Here is a 21,226-nt window from a genome sequence, read left to right on the forward strand (position 1 = left end):
GTGGTGGCGTAGACGAGCTGCTTGCCCTCGTAGGGGGCGACGGTGAAGTCCTTGAGCGAGACCCAGCCCGACTTCGGATTCGCCAGCACGCCGGTCGAGTTCCACCGGTAGGTCGACGGGAGGTTGCAGGTACCGGTCGGCGTCGGGGTCGGCGTCGGCGTCGGGTCGGGGGTCGGCGTGACCGTGGGGGTGGGGGTGGGGGTCCCGGGGTTCCCGGTGCAGGCCACGCCGTTCAGGGAGAACGAGGCGGGCGACGAGTTGCTGCCTGTGTACGAGCCGTTGAACCCGAAGGCGGTGCTGCCCCCCGACGGGATGGCGACGTTGTAGGCGACGTTGGTCGCGGTCACCGTCGAACCGGACTGGGCGGACGTGGCGTTCCACATCTGGGTGATCTGCTGGCCGCCCTCGAAGGACCAGGTCAGCCGCCAGCCGTTGACCGCGTCACCCAGGTTGTTGATGGTGACGCTGGCGCCGAAGCCGCCCGGCCACGACGAGGTGACGGTGTAGTCGACCCGGCAGGCGACGGCCGCCTGCGCGGGCTGCGTGGCCACCAGCCCGGCCGCCGCCAGCAGGATCGGGATCGCGATGATCGTGAAGACGCGGCGTGTGGCCGGCTGGGACGGCGCCGTCGATGTGACGGCGGAGGGACGCGGTGTCCGCGTTCGCCAGGGCAGGCGCATGGGTGCTCCTCATCTTTTCGTCCAGCCGCTGTCGGGGACTGGTGCGGGTGGTGGCGTGCCGGGAATGCCGCCCAGATGTTCATGCGAGGCCAAGATCGTTGTTAGCGCTCACATTAAGTTCGCCGACGGATTGCTCCATTTCTCTGGCGAGAGATGGTGGTGGTGCGCGGAGCCAATACGATGTGGCCGATCCGCGTCAAGGCACGTCCCTTGACCCTCTTCCCCGCGCTCGCGCCCCCGGCGGGCCTTCATCTGCCCTTACGGGCGTCCGATCGCACCGTGCGGGATCGGCTCCGTGATGAAACGTTCAGCGATGGCGATGATCTTCTGCCGTGCGCGGCCGTTCGACGCGGCGGCGAGCAGGCCGTGAACGTACGTCATCAGGTCCCGGACACCTGGTTCACGGAGTCGGCGAGGCGCCGTGTGACGGCAGGCGCCAGCGGGCCCAGACGGTTTTGCCGAGACGGTCGAGGAGGGGAGTGACGCCGTGGTCGTGGGCGAGGGCGCGGACGATGGCCAGGCCGCGACCGTGGACGGCCTCGGCGTCGAGGGCGAGGAGGCGGGGTTGCCCGGTTCCCCGGTCGGTGACCTGAAGCCGGAGCTCGTCCGCGCAGGCCCGCACGGAAAGCCTGACCACGGGCTCGCCGTGGACGATCGCGTTGGCGAGCAGCTCGCCGGCCACCAGGACGGCGTCGTCGACGAGGTGGTGCAGCTCCCAGGCGACGAGGATCTCGCGCACCATGGCGCGGGCCTTGCCGACGATCGGCAGGTCGTGCGGCAGGTCCCAGCAGACGGTCCGCGAGCCGTCCGGGGCCGGTGGGGTGTCCGGGATCTCGGGCATGGTCTCTCCTCGGGGGGGCGGTGGGCCGTGCTCGGCCTCGCGCATCAGGTCGCGTAACTCGTCGGCGGTGCCGGCCCGCACGATCAGGGGTTCGGGAGCGGGCCACAGGGCGGCGGCGTGGAAGCGCCGGGTGCCGGGGCCGTACCAGACGGTCCAGGCGGGCTCGACCTGGTCGAGCCGCTCGGCGGCGGAGCGTTCGGCGGGGTCCCAGGACCGGTGGCCGATCTGCGCGGTGGCCGCTCCGCGCCGATGCCGCCCGCCCTGCCGGGGCTGGGAGGCGCGTTCGTTCACGCCGTCGCTCCCTGCCGGTACGGGGTGTGCCTGCCGGAGGGGGTACGGGGGTTCGGCGGCCGTCCGCGCCGGTACGGCACGGCGGCCGTGGCCACGGTCTGCTCCGGCCGCCGGTGCCGACCGGGGGAGACCTCCGCGAGCCGCGCGGGGAGAGCGGTGGGGGTCATGGGTCCGGGGGCCGTGGAGCCGGGGATCGCCGGGCCGGGGATCGTGCGGATGGGCGTCGTGACGGGCGGGCGGCTGGAGAGGTTGAGGCGGCGGCGAACGCTCATCCGGGCGTGGACCTGGGCGGGGGTGGGCTGCTCCCAGTGGTGGTGCGCGCGGTGCGGAAGACTGGCGGCCTCGTGGGCGTACGGGGGATGGCCGCACCAGCGGCAGCCGAGCGGCATCGGCGGCCGGTTCGCGTGCCAACGCACCCGGATCGGCCTGGGGTTTCCTCTAGGGTTGTGCATCAGGTCGGACCTCCAGAGTCCGGTCGAGGGGCTTGTCATGGCGTGCCGCGCCGTGGCAGGCCCCATTTGGTTTGGTGGGTTCGCCTTGCGAGGAGGCGACTCTGCAGGACTTACTCAGCGGTGACAGGTGTGTGTCCGGCAGAGGCGTGAAGCACGACCGATATCTCCTTCTCCAATGAATCGACAGACACTTTCCACCCCCTTATCCGGACATAAACGGTGTTTTTCGATGGCCCGAGAAGAGGGCTCCTCATACGCGTGAAAGGGCCACTCCGGTAGCGTTTCTGCCGCCCCGGACCACTTCACAGAGTGCCCCCGGATAGCTGCTTTGGGTAGTGAAACATGTGGCACATCAGTGAGACAGTTTGTGGAAAAGCTGTGTCATTTGTGCCGCGGTGTGGAATCCCTCGCTGGATGGAGTCGAAATGTTCACGAACTCCGAGCTCGACCCGACAATGAGTAACCTGGCTCTCTTCGGCGCTGAACTCCGTAAATACCGAAAAAGGGCAAAAATGACCCAGGATGAGCTGGCCGAGGTGACCCAGTTCAGCAGGAGCCTGCTGAGCTTCATCGAGAGGGGCGAGCGCACACCCAGCCGCAACCTGGCACAACGCTGTGACGAAGCTCTGGGGGCGGACGGGGAGCTCGTCCAGCTCTGGGCGCACATCACCCATGCCGCGAGCCCCTGGTGGTTCCGAAGCTGGCTCGACATCGAGCCGGTGGCGCACACCCTGCACACCTGGGAGCCGCTCGTCATACCCGGCCTTCTCCAGATCGAGGAATACGCGCGGGCGGTTATCCGTGGAGAGCCCGGCATAACCGAAGAGCAGACAGAAAAAGCCGTCGCCGCCCGGATGGAGCGTCAGGCGATCTTCGATCGCGCCGACCCGCCTCTGTTCCGTGCGGTGATCGACGAGGGCGTTCTAAGCCGTCCGATCGGCGGCAGGAAAGTCATGCGCCGACAACTCGAACGCCTCGCGCAGGCGATAGAGTCCCCGCGAATCGGCATGCAGATCGTTCCCATGGAGCTGGGAGTGACGACGGGAATCCTCGGCGGTTTCGTGATCGCTCAGCTTCCGGGAAACCCGGATATGGTGTACATCGAATCCGCAACCAATGGATATGTGTCGAGTCGTCCGGAAGATGTGGAAGCCATCCATGCCAGATACGACGCCTTGCGCGCGGAGGCGCAGCCCCAGCGCGCGTCCGTCGAGTTGATCAGAAAGGCGGAGAAACTGTGGATCTGAGCGACGAACTCAAGACCGCGGCCTGGCGCAAGGCCACCAAGAGCGGATCCAACCAGGGAAACTGCCTGGAGGTCGCCCCGCTGTCCGGCGGCCGGGTGGGCCTGCGCGACACCGAGGCTCCCGACCAGGCGCCCTTCGTGGTGAGCGCGAGCGTCTGGGACGCCTTCGTCGACGGCGCCAAGAAGGGCGAGTTCGACTTCTGACTCCGCTCCCGGAGACAAGGAAGCCCTCGACCAGGTGGCCGAGGGCTTCTGACGTCGTACGGGCTATGCCACGGTGTATTCGACGTCGCCGAAGTCGGCCACCACGCGCAACCGCCCGCCGAGAGCCTCCACGTCAAGGAAACAGCCGCAACCCTTGGCCACCTGGTCGAGGCTTTCCGGGCTCTGCGGAGTTGGCTGAAGCCAGCCGGTTCTGTGGCTATCTCTCGCGGGCCTCGGGAACAGCCGAGGTGACCTGGGTGTGAGCACCGGCCACCGCGGTCCATGGCCCCTCGGTCACGGTGCTGAGATTCGTGTGCCGGCGCTGGATGCACCGATCGATATCGAGCGGACACGGGAGTGCCAGGGGGCCGTCGCCGGTCAGGATTCGCGGGCGCCGTACACGCGCAGGATGCTGTGGCGGAGCGCTGCCGCCGTCTGGGCGGTGGTCATGCGGCCGGCGGCGACCTCGCCGCCGGCCGCATGACCGAGTGCGATGGTCGCGGAGACCAGCCAGGCCGGGTTGAGGCCGCCGTCGAACTCGCCGGCGGCCTGGCCGCGCCTGATCAGCTTCTCAAGGCGCTCGATGACCCCGGCATGCCGGCGGTCGGAATCCACCGGGTCGGCGGCGGTCACCGAGGGGTGCAGGAGCAACGGGTACCGCTCGAACAGTCGCCAGGTGACGTCCAGCCAGCGCAGCAGTGCCTCCCCGGCGGTGCCGCTGTCCACGTCGGCGATGTCGAGGGCGGCTACGGCTTCGGCGGTGATGCGGTCGACGACCGCGGCCACCAGCAGCGGCCGGGACGGGTAGTGGGCGTACACGGTCTGGCGGGTGACGCCGGCTGTGGCGGCGACCTGCTCCACCTTCGCGTCTGGCTGCCGGCCGAGCACCTGGACGGCGGCGTCGAGTACGGCGGCGGCGCTGCGCTCGGCGTCCGAACGTCGTCGGCGGCGCCGGCCGCCCGTTACCTCTGACACGTTGTCTAATCTACCACCCGGCATTATCGTAGACGCGATGTCAAAGATAAGTCGACTCATGGAGATCACATGACGCCCCGCACCGATCTGACCGGCTACCTGGTCCGCTATCCGCAGGAGGCGGGGTTGGGCGACGAGGAGCCGGCGACCGTGCTGGACCGCTACCACACGCCGGACTACGAGCTGGTGAACGACGGTGTGCGGCTGGACAGGAAGCGGTTGCTCGACCACATCCGTCCGGCCCGCAAACGGGCCACCGGGCTCCGTGTCGAGGTGGAGCAGGCGCTGGTGGACGGTGACCAGGTTGCCGCCCGGTACCGGCTCATCGCGGAGATGCGTAAGGGCGGCACCATCACCACCGAGATCTACATGTTCGGGGAGCTGGCCGCCGACGGCCGGTTGCGTCGCGCCATCCAGGCCACCCGGACGATCCCGTCCGAGTGATTCCACGGGTACGTCAAGCGGTTCCTCGATACCGATGACCTCAGCGAGGTTCGCGCCCGCCCGACCGGGGCTCAGCCGTTCTCGCGGGCGAACCAGTCGACGGTCCGGCGCAGTCCCTCCTCCAGCCCGACGGTGGGACGCCAGCGGAGGATCTCGGTGGCGGCGGTCAGGTCGGCGATCCTGGCGCTGTCGAGGGGGCGGTCACCGAGGACGCCGTAGCGGGGACGGGCCCGGCCGCCGACGATCTCGGAGAGCAGTTCCGCGGTGTCGCGGATGGAGGTGCCCGTTCCCGTGCCGATGTCGAAGGCGCGGCCCGCCGCCTCCGGGGTCTCGGCCGCCGCGAGGAAGGCGTCGACCACGTCGTCGACGTACACCCAGTCGAGGTGGCGCGTTCCGCTGCCGAGCTCGGGTGTCCGCCCGCGCAGCAGTGACAGCGCCACGTAGGGGACCAGCTTGCGGGTGTCCTGGCGGCCCGGCCCGTAGACCATGCCGATCCGCAGGTTGCTGACCCGGACGCCCCACAGGTGGTGGAACATCCGCGCGTAGCCGTCGGCGGCCCACTTGGACGCCGCGTACGGCGAGGACGGCGCCCGGTCGCCCTCCTCGGGCCGGAGCTCCTCCAGGGAGCCCGCCAGCACCACCCTCGTCTCGGGCGCCCCGGCGACCGCCGTCAGCAGGTTGACCACGCCGGTGAGGTTGCTGTGCAGCATCGGCAGCACGAGCCGTGGATCCCTCGCCCCGGCGACCTCGCTGGCCAGGTGGAACACGACGGCCGGGCGGGTCGAGCCGACGAGCCACTCGACCGTGCCCGCGTCGGCGACGTCCGCGACGTGCCACGTCTCGCCGTCCGAGCTCTCCCTGGACCGGCGGCTGACCGCGTGCACCCGCGCGCCGAGCGCGCTCAGCCGCCGCACCAGGTGAGCCCCGATGAAGCCACCGGCCCCCGTCACCAGTACGGGCCTCGCCCGCCAGTGGTCTTCCGCTACCGGGTCGGCCATGTGCTTTCTCCTGGTTCGGGGGGATTTGTAGCAGATAAGCGGTAAGGCCCGCTCCGAAGAGCGGGCCTTACCGTGTGATGTCGTGCGTTCGTTCCGATCAGCCGATGCGCCAGGTGTCCCCGCCGAGGAGCAGGTCGTTCAGGTCGCCCGGCCCCCGCTCGCCGACGGCCTCCTGGAGTTGCTCGGCCATGAGCTCGTCGTAGGAGGGGCGGTCGACGTTGCGGAAGACGCCGATCGGGACGTGCTCGAAGGAGGGCTCGTCCAGCCGGGAGAGCGCGAAGGCCAGCGACGGGTCGGCGCGGTGGGCGTCGTGCACGAGGATCTCGTCCTCGCTCACCGCCGACCTCGGGACGACCTCGATGCCGCCGTCGGCCGCCCTGCGCACCGCCTTGGAGGCCGAGGCGATGGGCTGACCGTGCTCCAGGCGCAGCGTGATGTCGTCGCGCTGCTCCGGGTCCTTCAGCGGCTCGAAGGCGTTGTCGTTGAAGATGTTGCAGTTCTGGTAGATCTCCACCAGGGAGGTGCCCCGGTGCTCGGCGGCCTCGCGCAGCACCGACTGCAGGTGCTTGCGGTCGGAGTCGATGGTCCTGGCCACGAAGGAGGCCTCGGCCCCGATGGCCAGAGAGATCGGGTTGAACGGCTTGTCCAGCGAGCCCATCGGGGTCGACTTCGTGATCTTGCCGATCTCGGAGGTCGGGGAGTACTGGCCCTTGGTCAGACCGTAGATCCTGTTGTTGAACAGCAGGATGTTCAGGTTGACGTTGCGGCGCAGCGCGTGGATGAGGTGGTTGCCGCCGATGGACAGCGCGTCGCCGTCACCGGTGATCACCCACACCGACAGGTCGGGACGCGAGGCGGCGAGGCCGGTCGCGATCGCCGGGGCGCGGCCGTGGATCGAGTGGAACCCGTAGGTGTCCATGTAGTACGGGAACCGGGAGGAGCATCCGATGCCCGAGACGAACACCATGTTCTCGCGCTTGAGCCCGAGCTCCGGCACGAACGACTGGACCGCGGCCAGGATGGCGTAGTCACCGCACCCGGGGCACCAGCGGACCTCCTGGTCGGACTTGAAGTCCTTCATCCCGAGCTTGACCTCGGACTTCGGGACCAGCGAAAGCGCCCCGCCCCTCCCGGGGGTGGACACCGCGGGCAACTCAGCACTACTCACTGTCGATCACGTCCTGGATCACGCCGGCAAGTTCCTCGGCCTTGAACGGAAGCCCGCGCACTCGGTTGTAGCTGATGATGTCGACCAGGAAGCGGGCGCGGAGCAGCAGCGCGAGCTGGCCGAGGTTGATCTCCGGCAGGAGGACCTTGTCGTACGCGCGCAGGACCTCGCCGGTGTTGACGGGCAGCGGGTTGACGTGCCGCAGGTGGGCCTGGGCGACCTTGCCCCCGGACCTCCTGATGCGCCGCACGGCCGCCGCGATCGGCCCGTACGTGGACCCCCAGCCCAGCACCAGCACGCGGGCGTCGCCGTCGGGGTCGTCCACGGCCAGCGGCGGGATGTCGTTAGCGATCCCGTCGATCTTGGCCTGCCGGACCCGGACCATCCGGTCGTGGTTGTTGGGGTCGTAGGAGATGTTGCCGGTGTTCTCGGCCTTCTCGATGCCGCCGATCCGGTGCTCCAGGCCCGCGGTGCCGGGGATCGCCCAGGGGCGGGCGAGGGTCTCGGGGTCGCGCTTGAACGGCAGGAAGGTCGTGCTGTCCTCGCCGTTCGGCCCCGAGGCGAACTCGGTGGAGATGTCGGGCAGGTCGGCGGCGTCGGGCAGCTTCCACGGCTCGGAGCCGTTGGCGAGGTAGCCGTCGGAGAGCAGCATGACCGGGGTGCGGTACTTCACCGCGATCCTGGCCGCCTCCACCGCCGCGTCGAAGCAGTCGGAGGGGGTCGAGGGCGCCACGATCGGCAGCGGCGACTCGCCGTTGCGGCCGAACATGGCCATCAGCAGGTCGGTCTGCTCGGTCTTGGTCGGCATGCCGGTGCTGGGACCCGCGCGCTGCACGTCGACGATGATGAGCGGCAGCTCGGTGGTCACCGCGAGGCCCACGGTCTCGGCCTTCAGCGCGACACCCGGCCCGGAGGTCGTCGTGACCCCCAGCGCCCCGCCGAAGGCGGCGCCGAGCGCCGCCCCGACGCCCGCGATCTCGTCCTCGGCCTGGAAGGTGCGGATGCCGAACCGCTTGTGCCTGGACAGCTCGTGCAGGATGTCGCTGGCCGGGGTGATCGGGTACGAGCCGAGGAACAGCGGCAGCCTCGACTGCACCGAGGCGGCGATCAGGCCGTAGGCGAGCGCCTGGTTGCCGGAGATGTTGCGGTACACCCCGGGGGCCAGCTTGGCCGGCTTGATCTCGTACGAGACCGAGAAGGACTCGGTGGTCTCGCCGTAGTTCCAGCCCGCCTGGAAGGCGGCGATGTTGGCCTTGGCGATGTCGGGCTTCTTGGCGAACTTGGTCTCGAGGAACTGGATCGTCGCCTCGGTGGGCCGGTGGTAGAGCCAGCTCAGCAGCCCGAGGGCGAACATGTTCTTCGAGCGCTCGGCGTCCTTCTTGGACAGCGCGAAGCCTTCGAGGGCCTTGACCGTCAGCGAGGTCAGCGGAACCGCGTGGACCCGCCACTCGGCGAGCGAGTCGTCGTCGAGGGGGCTGCCGTCGTAGCCGACCTTCTGCAGGTTGCGCTTGGTGAACTCGTCGGTGTTGACGATGAGGTCGGCACCGCGCGGCAGGTCGGAGAGGTTGGCCTTCAGCGCGGCGGGGTTCATCGCGACCAGGACGTTGGGAGCGTCTCCCGGCGTGAGGATGTCGTGGTCGGCGAAGTGCAGCTGGAAGCTCGACACGCCCGGCAGGGTGCCTGCGGGGGCGCGGATCTCCGCCGGGAAGTTGGGAAGCGTCGACAGGTCGTTGCCGAACTCCGCGGTTCCGGCGGTGAAGCGGTCACCGGTCAGCTGCATGCCGTCGCCGGAGTCGCCGGCGAACCGGATGATCACGCGGTCGAGTTGCTGAACCTGCTTGGTCACAGCTCAGTCCTCCTCGACGCGACAGGGCGCCGTTGCTCGTGGCACATTCTTTTTTCCATGCTAGATCCTCGGGGTCACGCGTAGTCTTTTCGCGTTCCACTCGGCGAAGGAAAGTGACCTTTGTCGCATATCCTTGACGGCCGCTGAGTCGAAACTGAGTCGAAGCTGGGCGCGGACATCGCGCGTCGCGGCCGTCGTACGGCCTACGGGGAAGTCACGATCGCAGACGGTCGGCCCGACACAGCCCGGCCGCGAGCCGACACAGGTCAACGTGCAGGCGGCCGAAGAGGACAGTTGGGATCACGATGCCCAACTATATGTCCCGTCGCGAAGGCGCTCTCATCGCCTCTGGCTATGACCCCATAGCCTCCGGCTATGACAGGGATTGCTTTTCCAGCACGGTGGGCATGGCCCCGGAGTCGTAGGTCCGGCCCGGCTCCATCGCGCGCGGGCCGTACAGCTCCGGAACAGTGACAAAGGTATAACCCTTTGCGGTGAGCTCGCGCAAGATCGCGGGGGCCGCGTCGACGGTGGCGTGGTGGAAGTCGCGCATGAGGACGATCGATCCGGGCTTGACCCGGGCGATGGTCCGGCGGGCGATCGCGCGGGGGTCGGAGTCGTTCCTGTCCTCGGCGTCGACGCTCCAGCGCACCACGGACATGCCCAACCGGCGCGAGACGGAGGCCACCTGCTCGTCGGTCACGCCGTACGGCGGGCGCATCAGCGTGGGCACCTGGCCCATCGCCTGGATGATCGCGTGCTGCGCGCGGGTGAGCTGGTCGGCGAGCACGGCGGGGGGCAGCGCGCTGAGGTCGCGGTGGGACCAGGTGTGGTTGGCCACCAGGTGCCCCTCGTCACGCATCCGCCGCAGCAACTCGGGACGCGCGGAGGCGTTGGAACCGAGGCTGAAGAAGGTCGCCCTCGCCTTGTACGCGCCGAGGATGTCGAGCAGCCGCCCGGTCTCGGGGCCCGGACCGTCCTCGTAGGTCAGCGCCACGCACCTGGCCTTCGCGCAGTCCACGGTGCCCGCCATGGAACTGCGCGCCGCGGGCCTGTCCATGCTCGCCGCGAGCATGTCCTTCTGCGAGGTGAGGGTCGCGGTCCTCACGGAGGCCCGCTGCGCCCGCAGCCCGGTCGCCGACAGCAGCGGCGCCGCGGTCGCGGACGGCACGGCGACCGCCACCCGGCCGGCGACGCCCAGGCCCACCTGCTTGTCGTCGAACTCCACGACGAGGTCGCCGCGCGGGTTGAAACCGATGGAGTCGAACATCGAGGGTTCCGGTCTGAGCGCGTTGGGGTTCACCAGCGGCCCCCGCAGCGCCAGTTCGCTCCTGACGATGCCGGCCAGCGTGGTCAGCGCCGAGACGTCCCTGAGCAGGCCGGGGGAGTCCAGGGCGCGCCGGCTCGCCCGGTCGTACCAGACGGTGGTCCGCGACTCGCTCCAGCCTGAGCCCGTGGACTGGCCGATGCGCAGCCGCACCCCCAGGACCTCGGGGGACGCGGCGGCGAGCTGCCAGTCCACGTTGAACTCGGGGTTGGGCAGGGCGTCGGCGGGGAGGTCGTGCCAGGTGAACCGGTTGAGACTCCTGGTCACCGTCTTGAGGAGCTTCTGGGTGAGCCGGGGGGCGTCGGCGACGGCCGGGTAGGTGGCGTGCACGCGCCGGCCCTTGGTCTCTCCCGCGTTCAGGCTTCTCGTGCTCAGGCCCTGGACCATGGAGGGGTCGACGTAATTGATCAGCGTTGGCTCCGAGGGGATCGGGGAATCCCCATGGGGGGAGGCGGTGGCCACACCGCAACCGGCCAGCATCACGGCCGTCAACGCGATTCCTCCGCCGAATCGCAGTTTAAACATAAACTAACGCTATAGGGGTTTATGGGGCATTTACTCTGCCTTGATGTTAAATGGACAGAGGCTTTAGCGTTTCGCGCCCGCCGGTTTCCCCGCGTGACGGGAAGCGCGGATACTGCTATAGGTAGGGCGGAAAGCCCCGTACGGCAGGTCCCGGAGCGTTGTGCGACGTCCCCGAGCGTTGTGTGGCTTGTGCGGCGTCCGGAGCGTTGGGCGGCGTCCCGGAAGGTCGTGCGGCGTCCCGGAACGTTCGGGCGGCGGCCCCAAGAAGGAGAGACCATGAGCGGATATTTCGGCTCTTATGTGGTGGTCCTCGCGCTGTTCGCGATCGGCCTGCTCATCGTCGCCGGAGCACTGCTCGTCAACCGGGGGCTCCGGCCCAGTCGCCCCACCCCGGAGAAACTGCTCACCTACGAGTGCGGCGTCGACCCGGTCGGTGACGGCTGGGCCCAGTCCCAGATCCGCTACTACGTGTTCACCTACCTGTACGTGGTCTTCGCGGTGGACGCGGTCTTCCTGTTCCCCTGGGCGACGGTCTTCGCCGCGCCGGGCTTCGGGACGACCACCCTGGTCGAGATGTTCGTCTTCCTCGGCTTCATCGCGCTCGGCATCATCTATGCCTGGCGCAAGCGCGCGCTCACCTGGACCTGAGAGCTCGAAAGCCCGGCCTGGGAACTCGACAGGCCGGATCCGGGAGCTCGAAGGGCCGGGCGAGCGCGAGCACCGACTCTGAAGGAGAATGCGTGCCATGGCGGATCTCCCGATGCCCACCGTGGGGCCAGTCTCGCGTCTGGCCCCCAAACCCATGCGCTTCATTCTGAACTGGGGGCGCCGTTACTCGCTGTGGGCGTTCAACTTCGGTCTGGCCTGCTGCGCGATCGAGTTCATCGCGACCTCGATGAGCAGGCACGACTTCATAAGGTTCGGGGTCATCCCGTTCGCCAACGGTCCCCGGCAGGCGGATCTGATGATCGTCTCAGGCACGGTGACCGACAAGATGGCGCCCGCGGTCAAGCGGCTCTACGAGCAGATGCCCGACCCGAAGTACGTGATCTCCTTCGGCGCCTGTTCCAATTCCGGTGGTCCGTACTGGGACTCCTACTGCGTGACCAAGGGCGTCGACCAGATCATCCCGGTCGACGTCTACGTCCCCGGCTGCCCCCCTCGCCCCGAGGCGCTGCTCCACGGCATCATGATGCTCCAGGAGAAGATCGCCGCGGAGAACCTGGGTGACCGCTATGCCTGACCTACCCGAACCCGCGTCCGGTTCCGCGCCCGAACCCGAGCTCGGCCCCGGAAACGGTTCCGCGCCTGGTTCCGTGCCTGGTTCCGTGCCCGATTCCGCGCCCGGTTTCGCGTACGGCGAGGGCGCCCGGGTGTCGGAGTCCTTCGGCCAGACCACGGTCGACGTGGATCCCGGCGGCTGGGTCGGCCTGCTGGAGTCCGCCAGGGCCGGGGGCTACGAGTTCTTCGACTGGCTGACCGCGGTGGACGAGCCGCCGGAGGCGTTCGCGGTCGTCGCCCACCTCTTCGCCCCCGTCTCGCACGCCCACCTGCTGCTGCGCACCCGGGTCCCGCGCGCCGACCCCCGGCTGCCCAGCGCGGTCGGTGTCTTCCGCGGAGCCGACTGGCACGAGCGCGAGACCTTCGAGATGTTCGGCGTCGTCTTCGAGGGCCACCCGAACCTGGTGCCGCTGCTGCTCCCCGAGGGTTTCGAGGGATTCCCGCTGCGCAAGGACTTCGTGCTCGCCGCCCGGGTCGCCAAGGCCTGGCCGGGGGCCAAGGAGCCCGGAGAGTCCGGCCACGGCTCGCCGAGCCGCCGCAAGACGCTCCCGCCGGGGGTGCCCGCCGACTGGGGGCACGAACGTGGCACCTGAGACTCCCCGGCGGCTGTCCCGCCGCGATGCCCGCGATGTCTGTGATGCCCGCGATGTCGGTTATGGCCGGGGGTTTCCCCCGAAAGACCGGAGGTGCCCGTGATCGCCGAGGTGCTCGACGTCGCGGTACGGCTTGTCGTGATCGTCGCGATCTTCCTGGTGCTGCCGCTGGTCGCCGGGCAGATGGAGCACAAGGTCATGGCGCACATGCAGTCGCGCCTCGGTCCCATGTACGCCGGGGGCTTCCACGGCTGGGCCCAGTTGATCGCCGACGGGGTCAAGTTCATGCAAAAGGAGCAGGTGATCCCGACCGCCGCCGACCGCCGGGTCTTCAGCCTGGCCCCCGGCGTGGCGCTGGTCCCCTACCTCCTGGTGATGGTCGTCATCCCGGTCGGACCCGGGCTGGTCGGGGTCGACCTGGACGCCGGACTGTTCTTCGTCCTCGCCGTGATGGGGGTCGGCGTGCTCGGCTCGATCATGGCCGGGTGGTCCTCGGGCAACAAGTACTCCGTCCTGGGCGGAATGCGCTCGGCCGCCCAGCTCATGTCGTACGAGCTGCCGCTGGTCCTCGCGGCCTCCAGCGTCGCGATGGCGGCGGGCACGCTCTCCCTGCCGGGCATCGTGCAGGCCTGGCAGTGGTGGTGGCTGCCCTGGCAGGCGATCGGCGGCGTGGTCTTCTTCGTCGCCGGGCTCGCCGAACTCCGCCGCCCGCCGTTCGACATGCCGATCGCCGACTCCGAGATCATCATGGGTCCGATGACCGAGTACACCGGCATGAGGTTCGCCCTGTTCATGCTGGCCGAGTACGCCGGGATCATCGTGGTCTCCGCGCTCACCAGCGTGCTCTTCCTCGGTGGCTGGCACGGCCCGTTCCTGCCGGGGCCGGTGTGGATGCTCCTCAAGGTCTTCCTGCTGGTCTTCGTGATCATCTGGATCCGGGTGAGCTATCCCCGCCTGCGCGAGGACCAGCTGCAGCGGCTCGCCTGGGTCGGCCTGGTACCGCTGGCCCTGGTCCAGCTGGCGCTGACGGGAATCGTCAGGGTCGCCGTGGGATGATCCCCTCCATTCCGCGTACCGTCGTACCGAACGATCTGACGTTCGAAGTGCCCACGCAGGGCAGGGAGTAAATACACTCTGTGACACCACCTGCCAAGGACGGAACGCATGACCCTCGCGCTTGCCGTGGAAAAGGATGAACTGGTCGTCGATGTGCCGGAACATCCGGCGGTGCGGCTGCCGCTCGCCGGGGAGGGCCGGGCGAGCACGCTGCTGATCTTCGGTTATCCCGGCAGGGGGAGGACGAGATACGGCCTGGCGGTGCTCGACGAGTCCGGCCTGGTCATGCTGGAGGCTCCGGGGTCCCGGTCGAAGAGGGCGGTGAAGGCGTTCGCCGCGGACAACGGGCTGGAGTTCGAGTTCCGGGCGTTCGACACGCCGCAGCGGGCCAGGGTCGCCCTCGCCCGGAGGTCGCCGAGGTGGTGCGCGGTGACCTGGCGGCGGGCGCCCGCGCCCCTGCCGCGCCTGCGCGTGCCCGGCGCGAGAAGCCTCAGACCGCCTCTGAGCTCGCCGAAGGTGTGGTGGCGCGAGCAACTGCTGTACGTGCTCATGTGGGCGGTGCTCGCCTACGGGGCGGTCTTCGTGGCGCTCGTGCTCCTCAACCTGACCGAGACCCGCGCCGACGTCACCCGGGGGATGGGCCCGCTCGGGATCGCCGCCCTGGTGCTGGCCGCGCTGACGGTCGCCGGGGCCGTCGTCGTGGTCGGGGTCGGCCGCCGCAGGTCCCGCAACCAGACCGCCGAGGGACGCGTGCTCAGGCGCGAGGGCCAGCCGCACTGCCGCCTGGTGGTCGTCCACGGTCGCCTGCTGCTGGAGACCGCGCGCAGGACCCGCGAGCTGGACGCGTCCGAGCTGCTGCTGTACTCGGTGGATTCCGGGGTGACCGGCCTGATGGTGGGCGGGGAGCTGTTCCACCTGCCGGGACAGTGGGACGCCGAGGACGTCGAGCGCTTCGCCACAGGGAACGGCCTGGAGCTCGAGGTCCGCGCGCTGACCCGTGACGAGTACCTGGAGCTGACGGCGCGGGCGAAGGACGCGGTTCCCTAGCCGGGCTTCGGCCGCCACGTCTCCTCCGGGTGGCCTGTTGACGCTGGTTTTTCGCGTCGGTTTTTCGCGCGAGCGCCGGTGGTCCTGGTTCCCTACTGCACGATTCGCAGCATGATGTCGGCGGCCGTGGGCCGGTTGCCCGGCTGCTTGTCCAGGCAGGCGGCGGCCAGCGGGCGCAGTGACCGGGGCAGGACCGCCAGGTCCGGCTGGTGGTTGATCACCCGGTTCAGGATCGCGGGGATGGTGTCCTCCCCGAAGGCGACCTTCCCCGAGGCGGCGAAGATCATGGTCGCGGCCCAGCTGAACACGTCGGTCTCCGGGCCGATCGCCCCGCCGGAGAGCTGCTCGGGCGACATGTAGGCGGGGGTGCCCATGATGTTGCCCGATGTCGCGGTGACCTGGTCGAGGGCTCGGGCGATGCCGAAGTCGATCACGCGAGGGCCGTCGGCGCCGATCAGCACGTTGGCCGGTTTGAAATCCCGGTGTACCACGCCGGCCCGGTGGATCGCGGCCAGCGCGCCCGCCGTGGCCAGGGCCAGCCTGGTCAGGCCGTCCCCGTCGCGCGGGCCCTTGTCGCGGACCAGCTGCTCCAGGGAGTCGCCCTCCACGTACTCGCTGACGACGTACGCCTGGTCCTCGTTGATGTTCACGTCGAGCACCCGTGCCGTGGAGAACGTCGCCACCCTGCGGGTCGCCTCGACCTCCCGCAGGAACCGCTCCCTGACCACCTGGTTGCCGTTGAAGTGCTCGTGCAGCACCTTGATCGCGACCTTCTGACCCTGCGGGTTGAGCGCGAGGTGAACCGTTCCCTGGCCGCCCTTACCCAGGCTGCCGATCAGCCGGTACGGCCCGAGCCAGCCCTGCGGGGCGGGGGCGTTCCGGCTCTGCGAGGTGTGGGCGGGCCGGCCCTGCGCGAAAGGGGCGTGGGGATCCTGTGAAGCGTGGGTGGGCCGGCCCTGCGGGAAGGGGGCGTGGGGACCCTGCGAAGTGTGGGTGGGCCGGCCCTGCGCGAAGTGGCCCTGGGTGTACTGGGGCGAGTGCTGCGGCGGCCGGTCGTCATGGCGGGGCTGTGGCGGCCGCTGGTACCCGCCGTGGTACGGAGGCTCCTGGTGGTGTGGCTGCGGCCGTTGCGCGGCCGGGTGCACGACCGAGGTCGCGGTGGGACCCGTCTGGTACGACGGCACCCGGGGCGGGCCCTGCACGTGGCCGTACCCCTGAGGCGGTCCCGGATGGAATTCCCGGGACGGCCACCGCCGGAAAACCGATGCCCTGAGGATCAGCGCGTGGCCCAGCCCGCCGATCCAGCTGCCGAACAGGCCGATCGTCCCGATGGTGTCGAGTACGACCGGGATGTCGTCGGAACTTCCGTAGATCGCCGCGGCGACCATGAAGATGCCGATGCCGAGCCCGTAGAAGACGGCGGCGACGGCCAGCAACGGGCTCCGCAGCCGGCGCGCGGCGTGGCCGATCACGAACGGTGTCCCGATACCGCAGGTCAGCAGGGGTACCAGCGCCCACACGACGCTCCACGCCGTGTTGGATCGCGCCGGTGGTTGCGACTGCCAAGCCGGCCCGTACTGGTGGGACATGTGGCGAACAATACGATTTTTTCAGAAGGTCCGCAGTCGCTTCGCTGGCGAGCCTGTGGGTGGGGAGCGGTTATCGAACACACAGTCTGTGGATAACTTCTGTGGATAACCCGGTTCCCCGGCTGATACCTCTCACCGCGACGGTCTCCGGGGCCCACGCATTCCCGAGCGCCCCGCTGTGCGCCATGATGTTGAGTTGTGGCACGGATACCAGGAGTGGGACTGGCGAAGGGACTCTCCGTCACCCTTCGCCACATGCTGAGCAGGTCGGTGACCCAGCAGTATCCCGAAGTCCGGCCGGAGTTGCCCCCGAGGAGCAGGGGGGTGATCGCGCTGGTCGAGGAGAACTGCACGGTGTGCATGCTCTGTGCCCGCGAGTGCCCCGACTGGTGCATCTACATCGACTCCCACAAGGAGACCCTCCCCGCCCCGGAAGGCGGCCGTCCCCGGGCCCGCAACATGCTCGACCGCTTCGCGATCGACTTCTCCCTGTGCATGTACTGCGGGATCTGCATCGAGGTCTGCCCCTTCGACGCGCTGTTCTGGTCCCCGGAGTTCGAGTACGCCGAAGGCGACATCCGTAACCTTCTTCATGAGAAGGACAAGCTGGCCGCCTGGGCCCAGACCGTACCGCCGCCTCCGGCCCACGAGCCCAACGCCGATCCGCCCAAGGAACTGGCGGCCACCTCCCGTCCGGTCCGTCCTCGCCCGGCTCCCTCCGAGCCCGCTCCCGCTGCCGGAACCAGGACCGGCCCCACCGCCGGTCCTGGTCCCGCAGGCGGTCCTGGTATCGCCGCCGGCCCCGGTCCCGCAGCCGGTTCGGGCCCTACCGCCGGTTCTGGTCCCGCGGCCGGTTCTGGTCCTGCGGCCTCCGCGCCCGGCGCGTCGGCTTCACCGTCCGGAGCCCCGGCCTCCCCCGCCGATTCCCGCTCAGAACCGGGTCTCCAGCCGGGCCCTGGAGCGCCCGCGCCCGGTTCCGGCACCTCCGTACCCGATGCCCCGTCCTCGCCGTCAGGGCCTTCGTCGTCCGGGTCCTCGCCGTCCGGTTCCCCGTCCTCGCCACCCGCCTCACCCGCTCCCGGCACCCCCGACGCGCCGCCCGCGCGGCGCGGCCCATCCCCGGACAGGTCGTCCAGACCGGGCACCTCGGCGGGGCACGCGAGCGTCCGGGCCATCCGGCCACCGGGTGCCCTTCCGAAGAAAAACGATCCGTCCACAGGTGGGCCATCCGTCGAGAAGTTATCCACAGGCGGGGGTGAAGCACCTCCGGCGGCGGCCACACCGGAGCAGACTCCTTCCACGGATCCGAGTGGAGAGCCCGAGGAGGAGAGGTGACCGAGGTGCCGTCCTACCTGTCGCCGACCGGGCAGGAGATCGTCTTCCTTCTGCTGGGCGCGGTGGCCGTCGGGTCGGCGCTGCTCGTCGTGACCACCAGGCAGCTCGTCCACGCGGCCCTGTGGCTGGTCGTCTGCTTCGGCGCGCTGGCCGGGTGCTACCTGGTGCTCACCGCCGAGTTCGTCGCCTGGGTCCAGGTGCTGATCTACGTCGGCGCGATCGTGGTCCTGCTCCTGTTCGGCATCATGCTCACCCGCGCCCCGATCGGCAGGAGCGCCGACCTCGACAGTCCGAACCGTCCGACCGCGGCGATCGTGGCGATCGCCACCGCGGCCGTGCTGGTCACCGTCGTCGTCGACGGCTTCCGCATGGCCTACGTCCCGCTTGAGCCCGGCGGCGGATCGGCCGGCGAGCTCGGTTCCAGCATCTTCCGTAACTGGGTGCTCCCGTTCGAGGCGCTCTCGGTCCTGTTGCTGGCGGCTCTGATCGGCGCCATCGTCCTGTCCCGCACGGACATCCGCGGGAGGGACTGACGTGCACGTCGTCTATCCCGCGGTCGTCTCGGCACTGCTGTTCTCCATCGGCGTGTACGGGGTGCTCGCCCGCCGCAACACGATCCTCGTGCTGATGTCCGTCGAGCTCATGCTCAACGCCGTCAACCTCAATCTGGTCGCCTTCGACGTGTGGTTGCGCGACCGGCTGCACGGCGGGCAGGTCCTCACACTGTTCGTCATCGTGATCGCCGCCGCCGAGGTCGGCCTCGGTCTCGCGATCATCCTCGCGCTCTACCGCAACCGCCAGACCGTCGACCTCGACCGCCTCCGCTCCCTGTCCGACCCCACGGACACCGACCTCGCCGACGCCGGTCCCGGCGACACCGGTCCCGGCGACACCGGTCCCGGCAACACCGGCTCGGACTCCTCACTCGTGGAGCAGCCTCCGGCCGGGTCCCGGGGCCGGTCCCGGACACAGACACACCCCCAGATCGGGACCGACACGCGGCGGTCCCGGTCCGGGACCGGATCCGAGGCGGACACCGGGCCGGGTGACGCGCCATGATCACTATCGCCTCGCTCGTGATCCTGCTGCCCTTCCTCGCGGCGGTCACCGGCCTTCTCGGCTCCCGTTTCCCCCGGCGCCCCCACAGCGTGACGCCCCCGGAGACCGGCGAAGGCGGCATCCTCAAGGCCGACGCCCCCAAGGCCGACGCTCCCAGGAGTGGCGCCTTCAAGGTCAACGCCGACACCGCCGCCAACCACCGGGCCGCCTGGATCGCCGTGGTGCCCACCGCCGTCTCCGCGGCCCTGGCGATCTGGCTGGCCTACGCCACCTGGGCCACCACCGGCGGGGGCGGAGCCGAGCCGTCCGCCCCGGCCGGGCCGGGAGGCCAGGGAGCGATCGACGGTGTCACCGCGGCGTTCACCGTCATCGAGACGGGTTCGGTGCCGATCTCGGTCGGGCTGCTGGTCGACGGCCTCGCCGCGTCGATCGCCGTGCTGGTCGCCGCGGTCGCGCTGGCGGTGCAGATCTACTCCGTCGGTTACATGCGCGGTGACCGGCGCTACCCGTCCTACAGCTCCTTCATCAGCCTGTTCACCAGCGCCATGCTGCTGGTCGTCTACGCGGCGGACCTCATGGTCCTCTACGTGGGCTGGGAGATCATGGGCCTGTGCTCCTACCTGCTGGTCGGGCACTGGTGGGAAGACAGGGCCAACTCGCGAGCGGCGATCAAGGCGTTCCTCGTCACCCGGATCGGCGACGTCGGATTCCTGTTCGGCATCTTCGTCCTCGGGACGGCGGCGGGAAGCTTCAGGATCGCCGACGTCATCGCCGGAGTCCCCGAGATGTCCTCCGGCACGCTCATCGCCGCGACCATGCTGCTGCTGGCCGGGGTGGCGGGGAAGAGCGCCCAGGTGCCGTTGCACGTCTGGCTTCCCGACGCGATGGCCGGACCGACACCGATCAGCGCCCTCATCCACGCGGCCACCATGGTCGCCGCGGGCATCTTCGTCGTCGCCCGGCTCTACCCGGCCTTCCTCGGCGCCCGCCCCACCCTGGACGTCCTCGCGGTCCTGGCCGCCATCGGCATGCTCGGCGCGGCCCTCGCCGCCCTGGCCCAGGACGACCTCAAACGCGTCCTCGCCTACTCCACGATCAGCCAGCTCGCCTACATGGCCGGCGCCCTGGCCGCCGGGTCCCGGAGCGCCGCGATCTTCCACCTGATCACCCACGGCGCTTTCAAGGCGCTCCTCTTCCTCTGCGCCGGAGCGGTGATCCACGCGGTCGGCTCCAACCTGATGAGCACGATGGGGGGCCTCAGGAGGGGGCTTCCCGTCACCTTCGCCGCGATGACGATCGGCTTCGCCGCGCTCATGGGTCTGCCCCCGGCCAGCGGCTTCTTCAGCAAGGACGAGGTGCTGGTGGCCATCGAGCACTCCCTGTCCTCCGGGCCGCTGACAGGCGCCGCGGCCCTGCTGCTCTACGGCTGCGCCCTCGCCACGGTCGCGGTGACCGGCGCCTACGCCACCCGCGCGTGGCTGCGAACCTTCTTCGGGCAGCGTGCCCCCCAGCCCCAGCCCCAGCCTCAGCCCCAGTCCGCGCCCGCATCCGGCGCGCCGCACGCCGTTCACACCGCCGTCCACGCCTCCGCTCACACCGCCGTTCACGAGGTTCCGGCCACCATGCGCTGGCCCATTCTCGTCCTGGCCGTTCCGGCCCTGCTCCTCGGCTTCGCCCGTGTCGGCGACGTTCACTGGGACGCCGCCGCCCTCAGCCTCGCGGTGGCGCTGCTGGGGGCGGGAGCGGTCTACGCCGTGTGGCGCTCCGACCCCCTGGCCGACCCGGCTCGCCTGCTCGGCCCCTTCCGGGCCCCCTGCGAGCAGGCCTTCCACGTCGACTCCGTCTATAACGGTCTGTTCGTCCGACCCGTGCTGCTCCTGGCGAGTCTTGTCGTCCGCGCCGACGGTCGCGTGGTGGACGGTGCCGTGCGCGGCTCGGGCCGGGCGACCTTGGGCCTGGCCGGGCTGGTCCGCCTGGCGCAGAACGGCAACGCCCAGCTCTACATCACCGGCCTGCTGGCCGGAGTCCTCCTGATCGCGGCCGGGGCGGTGATCTTCAGGTGATCTCTCTGTTGTTCTGGGGCGTCGTGGCCCTCGTCGTGCTGCTCCTCATCCGTCTGGCGGTGACGCGCCGTTGACCTCCTCTCCGCGACCGAGCACACGACCGGACTCGACACCCGACTCGAACCCGGAACCGGACCCGACACCGAACCCGGAACCGGAACCGGACCCGACACCGGATCCGACACCGAACACGGGACCGGACACCG

General features: G+C 69.7%; 22 protein-coding genes and 1 pseudogene. 12 read left to right on the forward strand and 11 right to left on the reverse strand.

The window, feature by feature from the left end:
• The 4 genes from ACVCAG_RS33935 to ACVCAG_RS33950 all read right to left on the reverse strand — a co-directional run.
• The coding region (locus ACVCAG_RS33935) for a non-reducing end alpha-L-arabinofuranosidase family hydrolase (RefSeq protein ID WP_440082572.1) at window positions 1-680 on the reverse strand (680 nt) is incomplete at its 3' end.
• 258 nt (window positions 681-938) lie between these two features.
• A complete protein-coding gene (locus tag ACVCAG_RS33940; RefSeq protein ID WP_440082573.1) occupies window positions 939-1,061 on the reverse strand; it encodes a hypothetical protein in 123 nt (40 codons plus the stop codon).
• Between the two features lie 19 nt (window positions 1,062-1,080).
• A complete protein-coding gene (locus tag ACVCAG_RS33945) occupies window positions 1,081-1,812 on the reverse strand; it encodes an ATP-binding protein (protein ID WP_440082574.1) in 732 nt (243 codons plus the stop codon).
• Window positions 1,809-2,264, reverse strand: a complete 456-nt coding sequence (locus ACVCAG_RS33950) for a hypothetical protein (protein ID WP_440082575.1) — start codon at window positions 2,262-2,264, stop codon at window positions 1,809-1,811. The genes ACVCAG_RS33945 and ACVCAG_RS33950 overlap by 4 nt, the downstream gene beginning before the upstream one ends.
• Before the next feature lie 425 nt (window positions 2,265-2,689).
• On the opposite strand from ACVCAG_RS33950, the gene ACVCAG_RS33955 reads away from it, so the two are divergent.
• Together ACVCAG_RS33955 and ACVCAG_RS33960 are read left to right on the forward strand one after the other, a co-directional pair.
• On the forward strand, window positions 2,690-3,511 hold the full coding sequence (locus tag ACVCAG_RS33955; protein ID WP_440082576.1) for a Scr1 family TA system antitoxin-like transcriptional regulator: 822 nt from the start codon (window positions 2,690-2,692) through the stop codon (window positions 3,509-3,511).
• A complete protein-coding gene (locus tag ACVCAG_RS33960) occupies window positions 3,502-3,714 on the forward strand; it encodes a DUF397 domain-containing protein (protein ID WP_362849784.1) in 213 nt (70 codons plus the stop codon). Before ACVCAG_RS33955 ends, ACVCAG_RS33960 begins: the two co-directional genes overlap by 10 nt.
• Before the next feature lie 378 nt (window positions 3,715-4,092).
• Here ACVCAG_RS33960 and ACVCAG_RS33965 read toward each other — a convergent pair whose 3' ends face one another.
• Window positions 4,093-4,689: a TetR family transcriptional regulator gene (locus tag ACVCAG_RS33965; protein WP_440082577.1), complete on the reverse strand. Its 597-nt coding sequence runs from the start codon at window positions 4,687-4,689 to the stop codon at window positions 4,093-4,095.
• A gap of 69 nt (window positions 4,690-4,758) precedes the next feature.
• On the opposite strand from ACVCAG_RS33965, the gene ACVCAG_RS33970 reads away from it, so the two are divergent.
• On the forward strand, window positions 4,759-5,133 hold the full coding sequence (locus ACVCAG_RS33970; RefSeq protein ID WP_440082578.1) for a nuclear transport factor 2 family protein: 375 nt from the start codon (window positions 4,759-4,761) through the stop codon (window positions 5,131-5,133).
• A gap of 71 nt (window positions 5,134-5,204) precedes the next feature.
• On the opposite strand, the gene ACVCAG_RS33975 is transcribed toward ACVCAG_RS33970, so the two are convergent.
• From ACVCAG_RS33975 to ACVCAG_RS33995, 5 genes are all read right to left on the reverse strand, one after another.
• Window positions 5,205-6,131, reverse strand: coding sequence for an NAD-dependent epimerase/dehydratase family protein (locus ACVCAG_RS33975; RefSeq protein ID WP_440082579.1), 927 nt, complete (start codon window positions 6,129-6,131; stop codon window positions 5,205-5,207).
• Between the two features lie 97 nt (window positions 6,132-6,228).
• A complete protein-coding gene (locus tag ACVCAG_RS33980; RefSeq protein WP_447191100.1) occupies window positions 6,229-7,275 on the reverse strand; it encodes a 2-oxoacid:ferredoxin oxidoreductase subunit beta in 1,047 nt (348 codons plus the stop codon).
• Between the two features lie 16 nt (window positions 7,276-7,291).
• Window positions 7,292-9,145, reverse strand: coding sequence for a 2-oxoacid:acceptor oxidoreductase subunit alpha (locus tag ACVCAG_RS33985; protein ID WP_440082581.1), 1,854 nt, complete (start codon window positions 9,143-9,145; stop codon window positions 7,292-7,294).
• A gap of 214 nt (window positions 9,146-9,359) precedes the next feature.
• Window positions 9,360-9,449 (reverse strand): putative leader peptide, encoded by a 90-nt coding sequence (locus ACVCAG_RS33990; RefSeq protein WP_362698292.1) that lies wholly within the window; start codon window positions 9,447-9,449, stop codon window positions 9,360-9,362.
• Between the two features lie 69 nt (window positions 9,450-9,518).
• Window positions 9,519-10,955: a polysaccharide deacetylase family protein gene (locus tag ACVCAG_RS33995; RefSeq protein WP_440082896.1), complete on the reverse strand. Its 1,437-nt coding sequence runs from the start codon at window positions 10,953-10,955 to the stop codon at window positions 9,519-9,521.
• A gap of 318 nt (window positions 10,956-11,273) precedes the next feature.
• On the opposite strand from ACVCAG_RS33995, the gene ACVCAG_RS34000 reads away from it, so the two are divergent.
• The 5 genes from ACVCAG_RS34000 to ACVCAG_RS34020 all read left to right on the forward strand — a co-directional run bounded on the left by ACVCAG_RS34000 (window position 11,274) and on the right by ACVCAG_RS34020 (window position 14,974).
• Entirely contained in the window at window positions 11,274-11,645 is a 372-nt protein-coding gene (locus ACVCAG_RS34000) for an NADH-quinone oxidoreductase subunit A (RefSeq protein ID WP_440082582.1), read from the forward strand.
• Window positions 11,646-11,799: 154 nt separating this feature from the next.
• Complete coding sequence (locus ACVCAG_RS34005; RefSeq protein WP_246474028.1) at window positions 11,800-12,240, forward strand: NADH-quinone oxidoreductase subunit B; 441 nt, start codon at window positions 11,800-11,802, stop codon at window positions 12,238-12,240.
• 85 nt (window positions 12,241-12,325) lie between these two features.
• Window positions 12,326-12,871, forward strand: a complete 546-nt coding sequence (locus ACVCAG_RS34010; RefSeq protein WP_440082583.1) for an NADH-quinone oxidoreductase subunit C — start codon at window positions 12,326-12,328, stop codon at window positions 12,869-12,871.
• 102 nt (window positions 12,872-12,973) lie between these two features.
• Complete coding sequence (gene nuoH / locus ACVCAG_RS34015; protein WP_440082897.1) at window positions 12,974-13,927, forward strand: NADH-quinone oxidoreductase subunit NuoH; 954 nt, start codon at window positions 12,974-12,976, stop codon at window positions 13,925-13,927.
• Window positions 13,928-14,035: 108 nt separating this feature from the next.
• On the forward strand, window positions 14,036-14,974 hold the full coding sequence (locus ACVCAG_RS34020) for a hypothetical protein (protein ID WP_440082584.1): 939 nt from the start codon (window positions 14,036-14,038) through the stop codon (window positions 14,972-14,974).
• Between the two features lie 92 nt (window positions 14,975-15,066).
• Here the strand turns inward: ACVCAG_RS34020 and ACVCAG_RS34025 are convergent, their stop codons facing one another.
• Window positions 15,067-16,563 (reverse strand): protein kinase domain-containing protein, encoded by a 1,497-nt coding sequence (locus ACVCAG_RS34025; protein ID WP_440082585.1) that lies wholly within the window; start codon window positions 16,561-16,563, stop codon window positions 15,067-15,069.
• A gap of 360 nt (window positions 16,564-16,923) precedes the next feature.
• Here ACVCAG_RS34025 and ACVCAG_RS34030 point away from each other — a divergent pair, with 360 nt between their 5' ends.
• From ACVCAG_RS34030 to ACVCAG_RS34045, 4 genes and pseudogenes are all read left to right on the forward strand, one after another.
• A complete protein-coding gene (locus ACVCAG_RS34030; RefSeq protein ID WP_440082898.1) occupies window positions 16,924-17,898 on the forward strand; it encodes a 4Fe-4S binding protein in 975 nt (324 codons plus the stop codon).
• Window positions 17,895-18,431 carry an NADH-quinone oxidoreductase subunit J gene (locus ACVCAG_RS34035; RefSeq protein WP_440068117.1) on the forward strand — a complete coding sequence of 179 codons (537 nt, stop codon included), beginning with the start codon at window positions 17,895-17,897 and terminating at the stop codon, window positions 18,429-18,431. The genes ACVCAG_RS34030 and ACVCAG_RS34035 overlap by 4 nt, the downstream gene beginning before the upstream one ends.
• Before the next feature lies 1 nt (window position 18,432).
• Window positions 18,433-18,750 (forward strand): annotated as a pseudogene (nuoK, locus tag ACVCAG_RS34040) (NADH-quinone oxidoreductase subunit NuoK); the annotation flags it as partial.
• A gap of 203 nt (window positions 18,751-18,953) precedes the next feature.
• Window positions 18,954-21,020 carry an NADH-quinone oxidoreductase subunit L gene (locus ACVCAG_RS34045; RefSeq protein ID WP_440082586.1) on the forward strand — a complete coding sequence of 689 codons (2,067 nt, stop codon included), beginning with the start codon at window positions 18,954-18,956 and terminating at the stop codon, window positions 21,018-21,020.
• Window positions 21,021-21,226: the final 206 nt, after the last annotated feature.

It is taken from the genome of Streptosporangium sp. G12, from assembly GCF_052983175.1.

Coding starts and splice junctions, on each gene's coding strand:
- ACVCAG_RS33940 (WP_440082573.1), bottom strand. CDS start 1,061: ATGACGTACGTTCACGGCCTGCTCGCCGCCGCGTCGAACGGCCGCGCA.
- ACVCAG_RS33950 (WP_440082575.1), bottom strand. CDS start 2,264: ATGCACAACCCTAGAGGAAACCCCAGGCCGATCCGGGTGCGTTGGCAC.
- ACVCAG_RS33955 (WP_440082576.1), top strand. CDS start 2,690: ATGTTCACGAACTCCGAGCTCGACCCGACAATGAGTAACCTGGCTCTC.
- ACVCAG_RS33970 (WP_440082578.1), top strand. CDS start 4,759: ATGACGCCCCGCACCGATCTGACCGGCTACCTGGTCCGCTATCCGCAG.
- ACVCAG_RS33975 (WP_440082579.1), bottom strand. CDS start 6,131: ATGGCCGACCCGGTAGCGGAAGACCACTGGCGGGCGAGGCCCGTACTG.
- ACVCAG_RS34000 (WP_440082582.1), top strand. CDS start 11,274: ATGAGCGGATATTTCGGCTCTTATGTGGTGGTCCTCGCGCTGTTCGCG.
- ACVCAG_RS34005 (WP_246474028.1), top strand. CDS start 11,800: ATGCGCTTCATTCTGAACTGGGGGCGCCGTTACTCGCTGTGGGCGTTC.
- ACVCAG_RS34020 (WP_440082584.1), top strand. CDS start 14,036: ATGACCCTCGCGCTTGCCGTGGAAAAGGATGAACTGGTCGTCGATGTG.
- ACVCAG_RS34025 (WP_440082585.1), bottom strand. CDS start 16,563: ATGTCCCACCAGTACGGGCCGGCTTGGCAGTCGCAACCACCGGCGCGA.
- ACVCAG_RS34030 (WP_440082898.1), top strand. CDS start 16,924: ATGCTCTGTGCCCGCGAGTGCCCCGACTGGTGCATCTACATCGACTCC.
- ACVCAG_RS34045 (WP_440082586.1), top strand. CDS start 18,954: ATGATCACTATCGCCTCGCTCGTGATCCTGCTGCCCTTCCTCGCGGCG.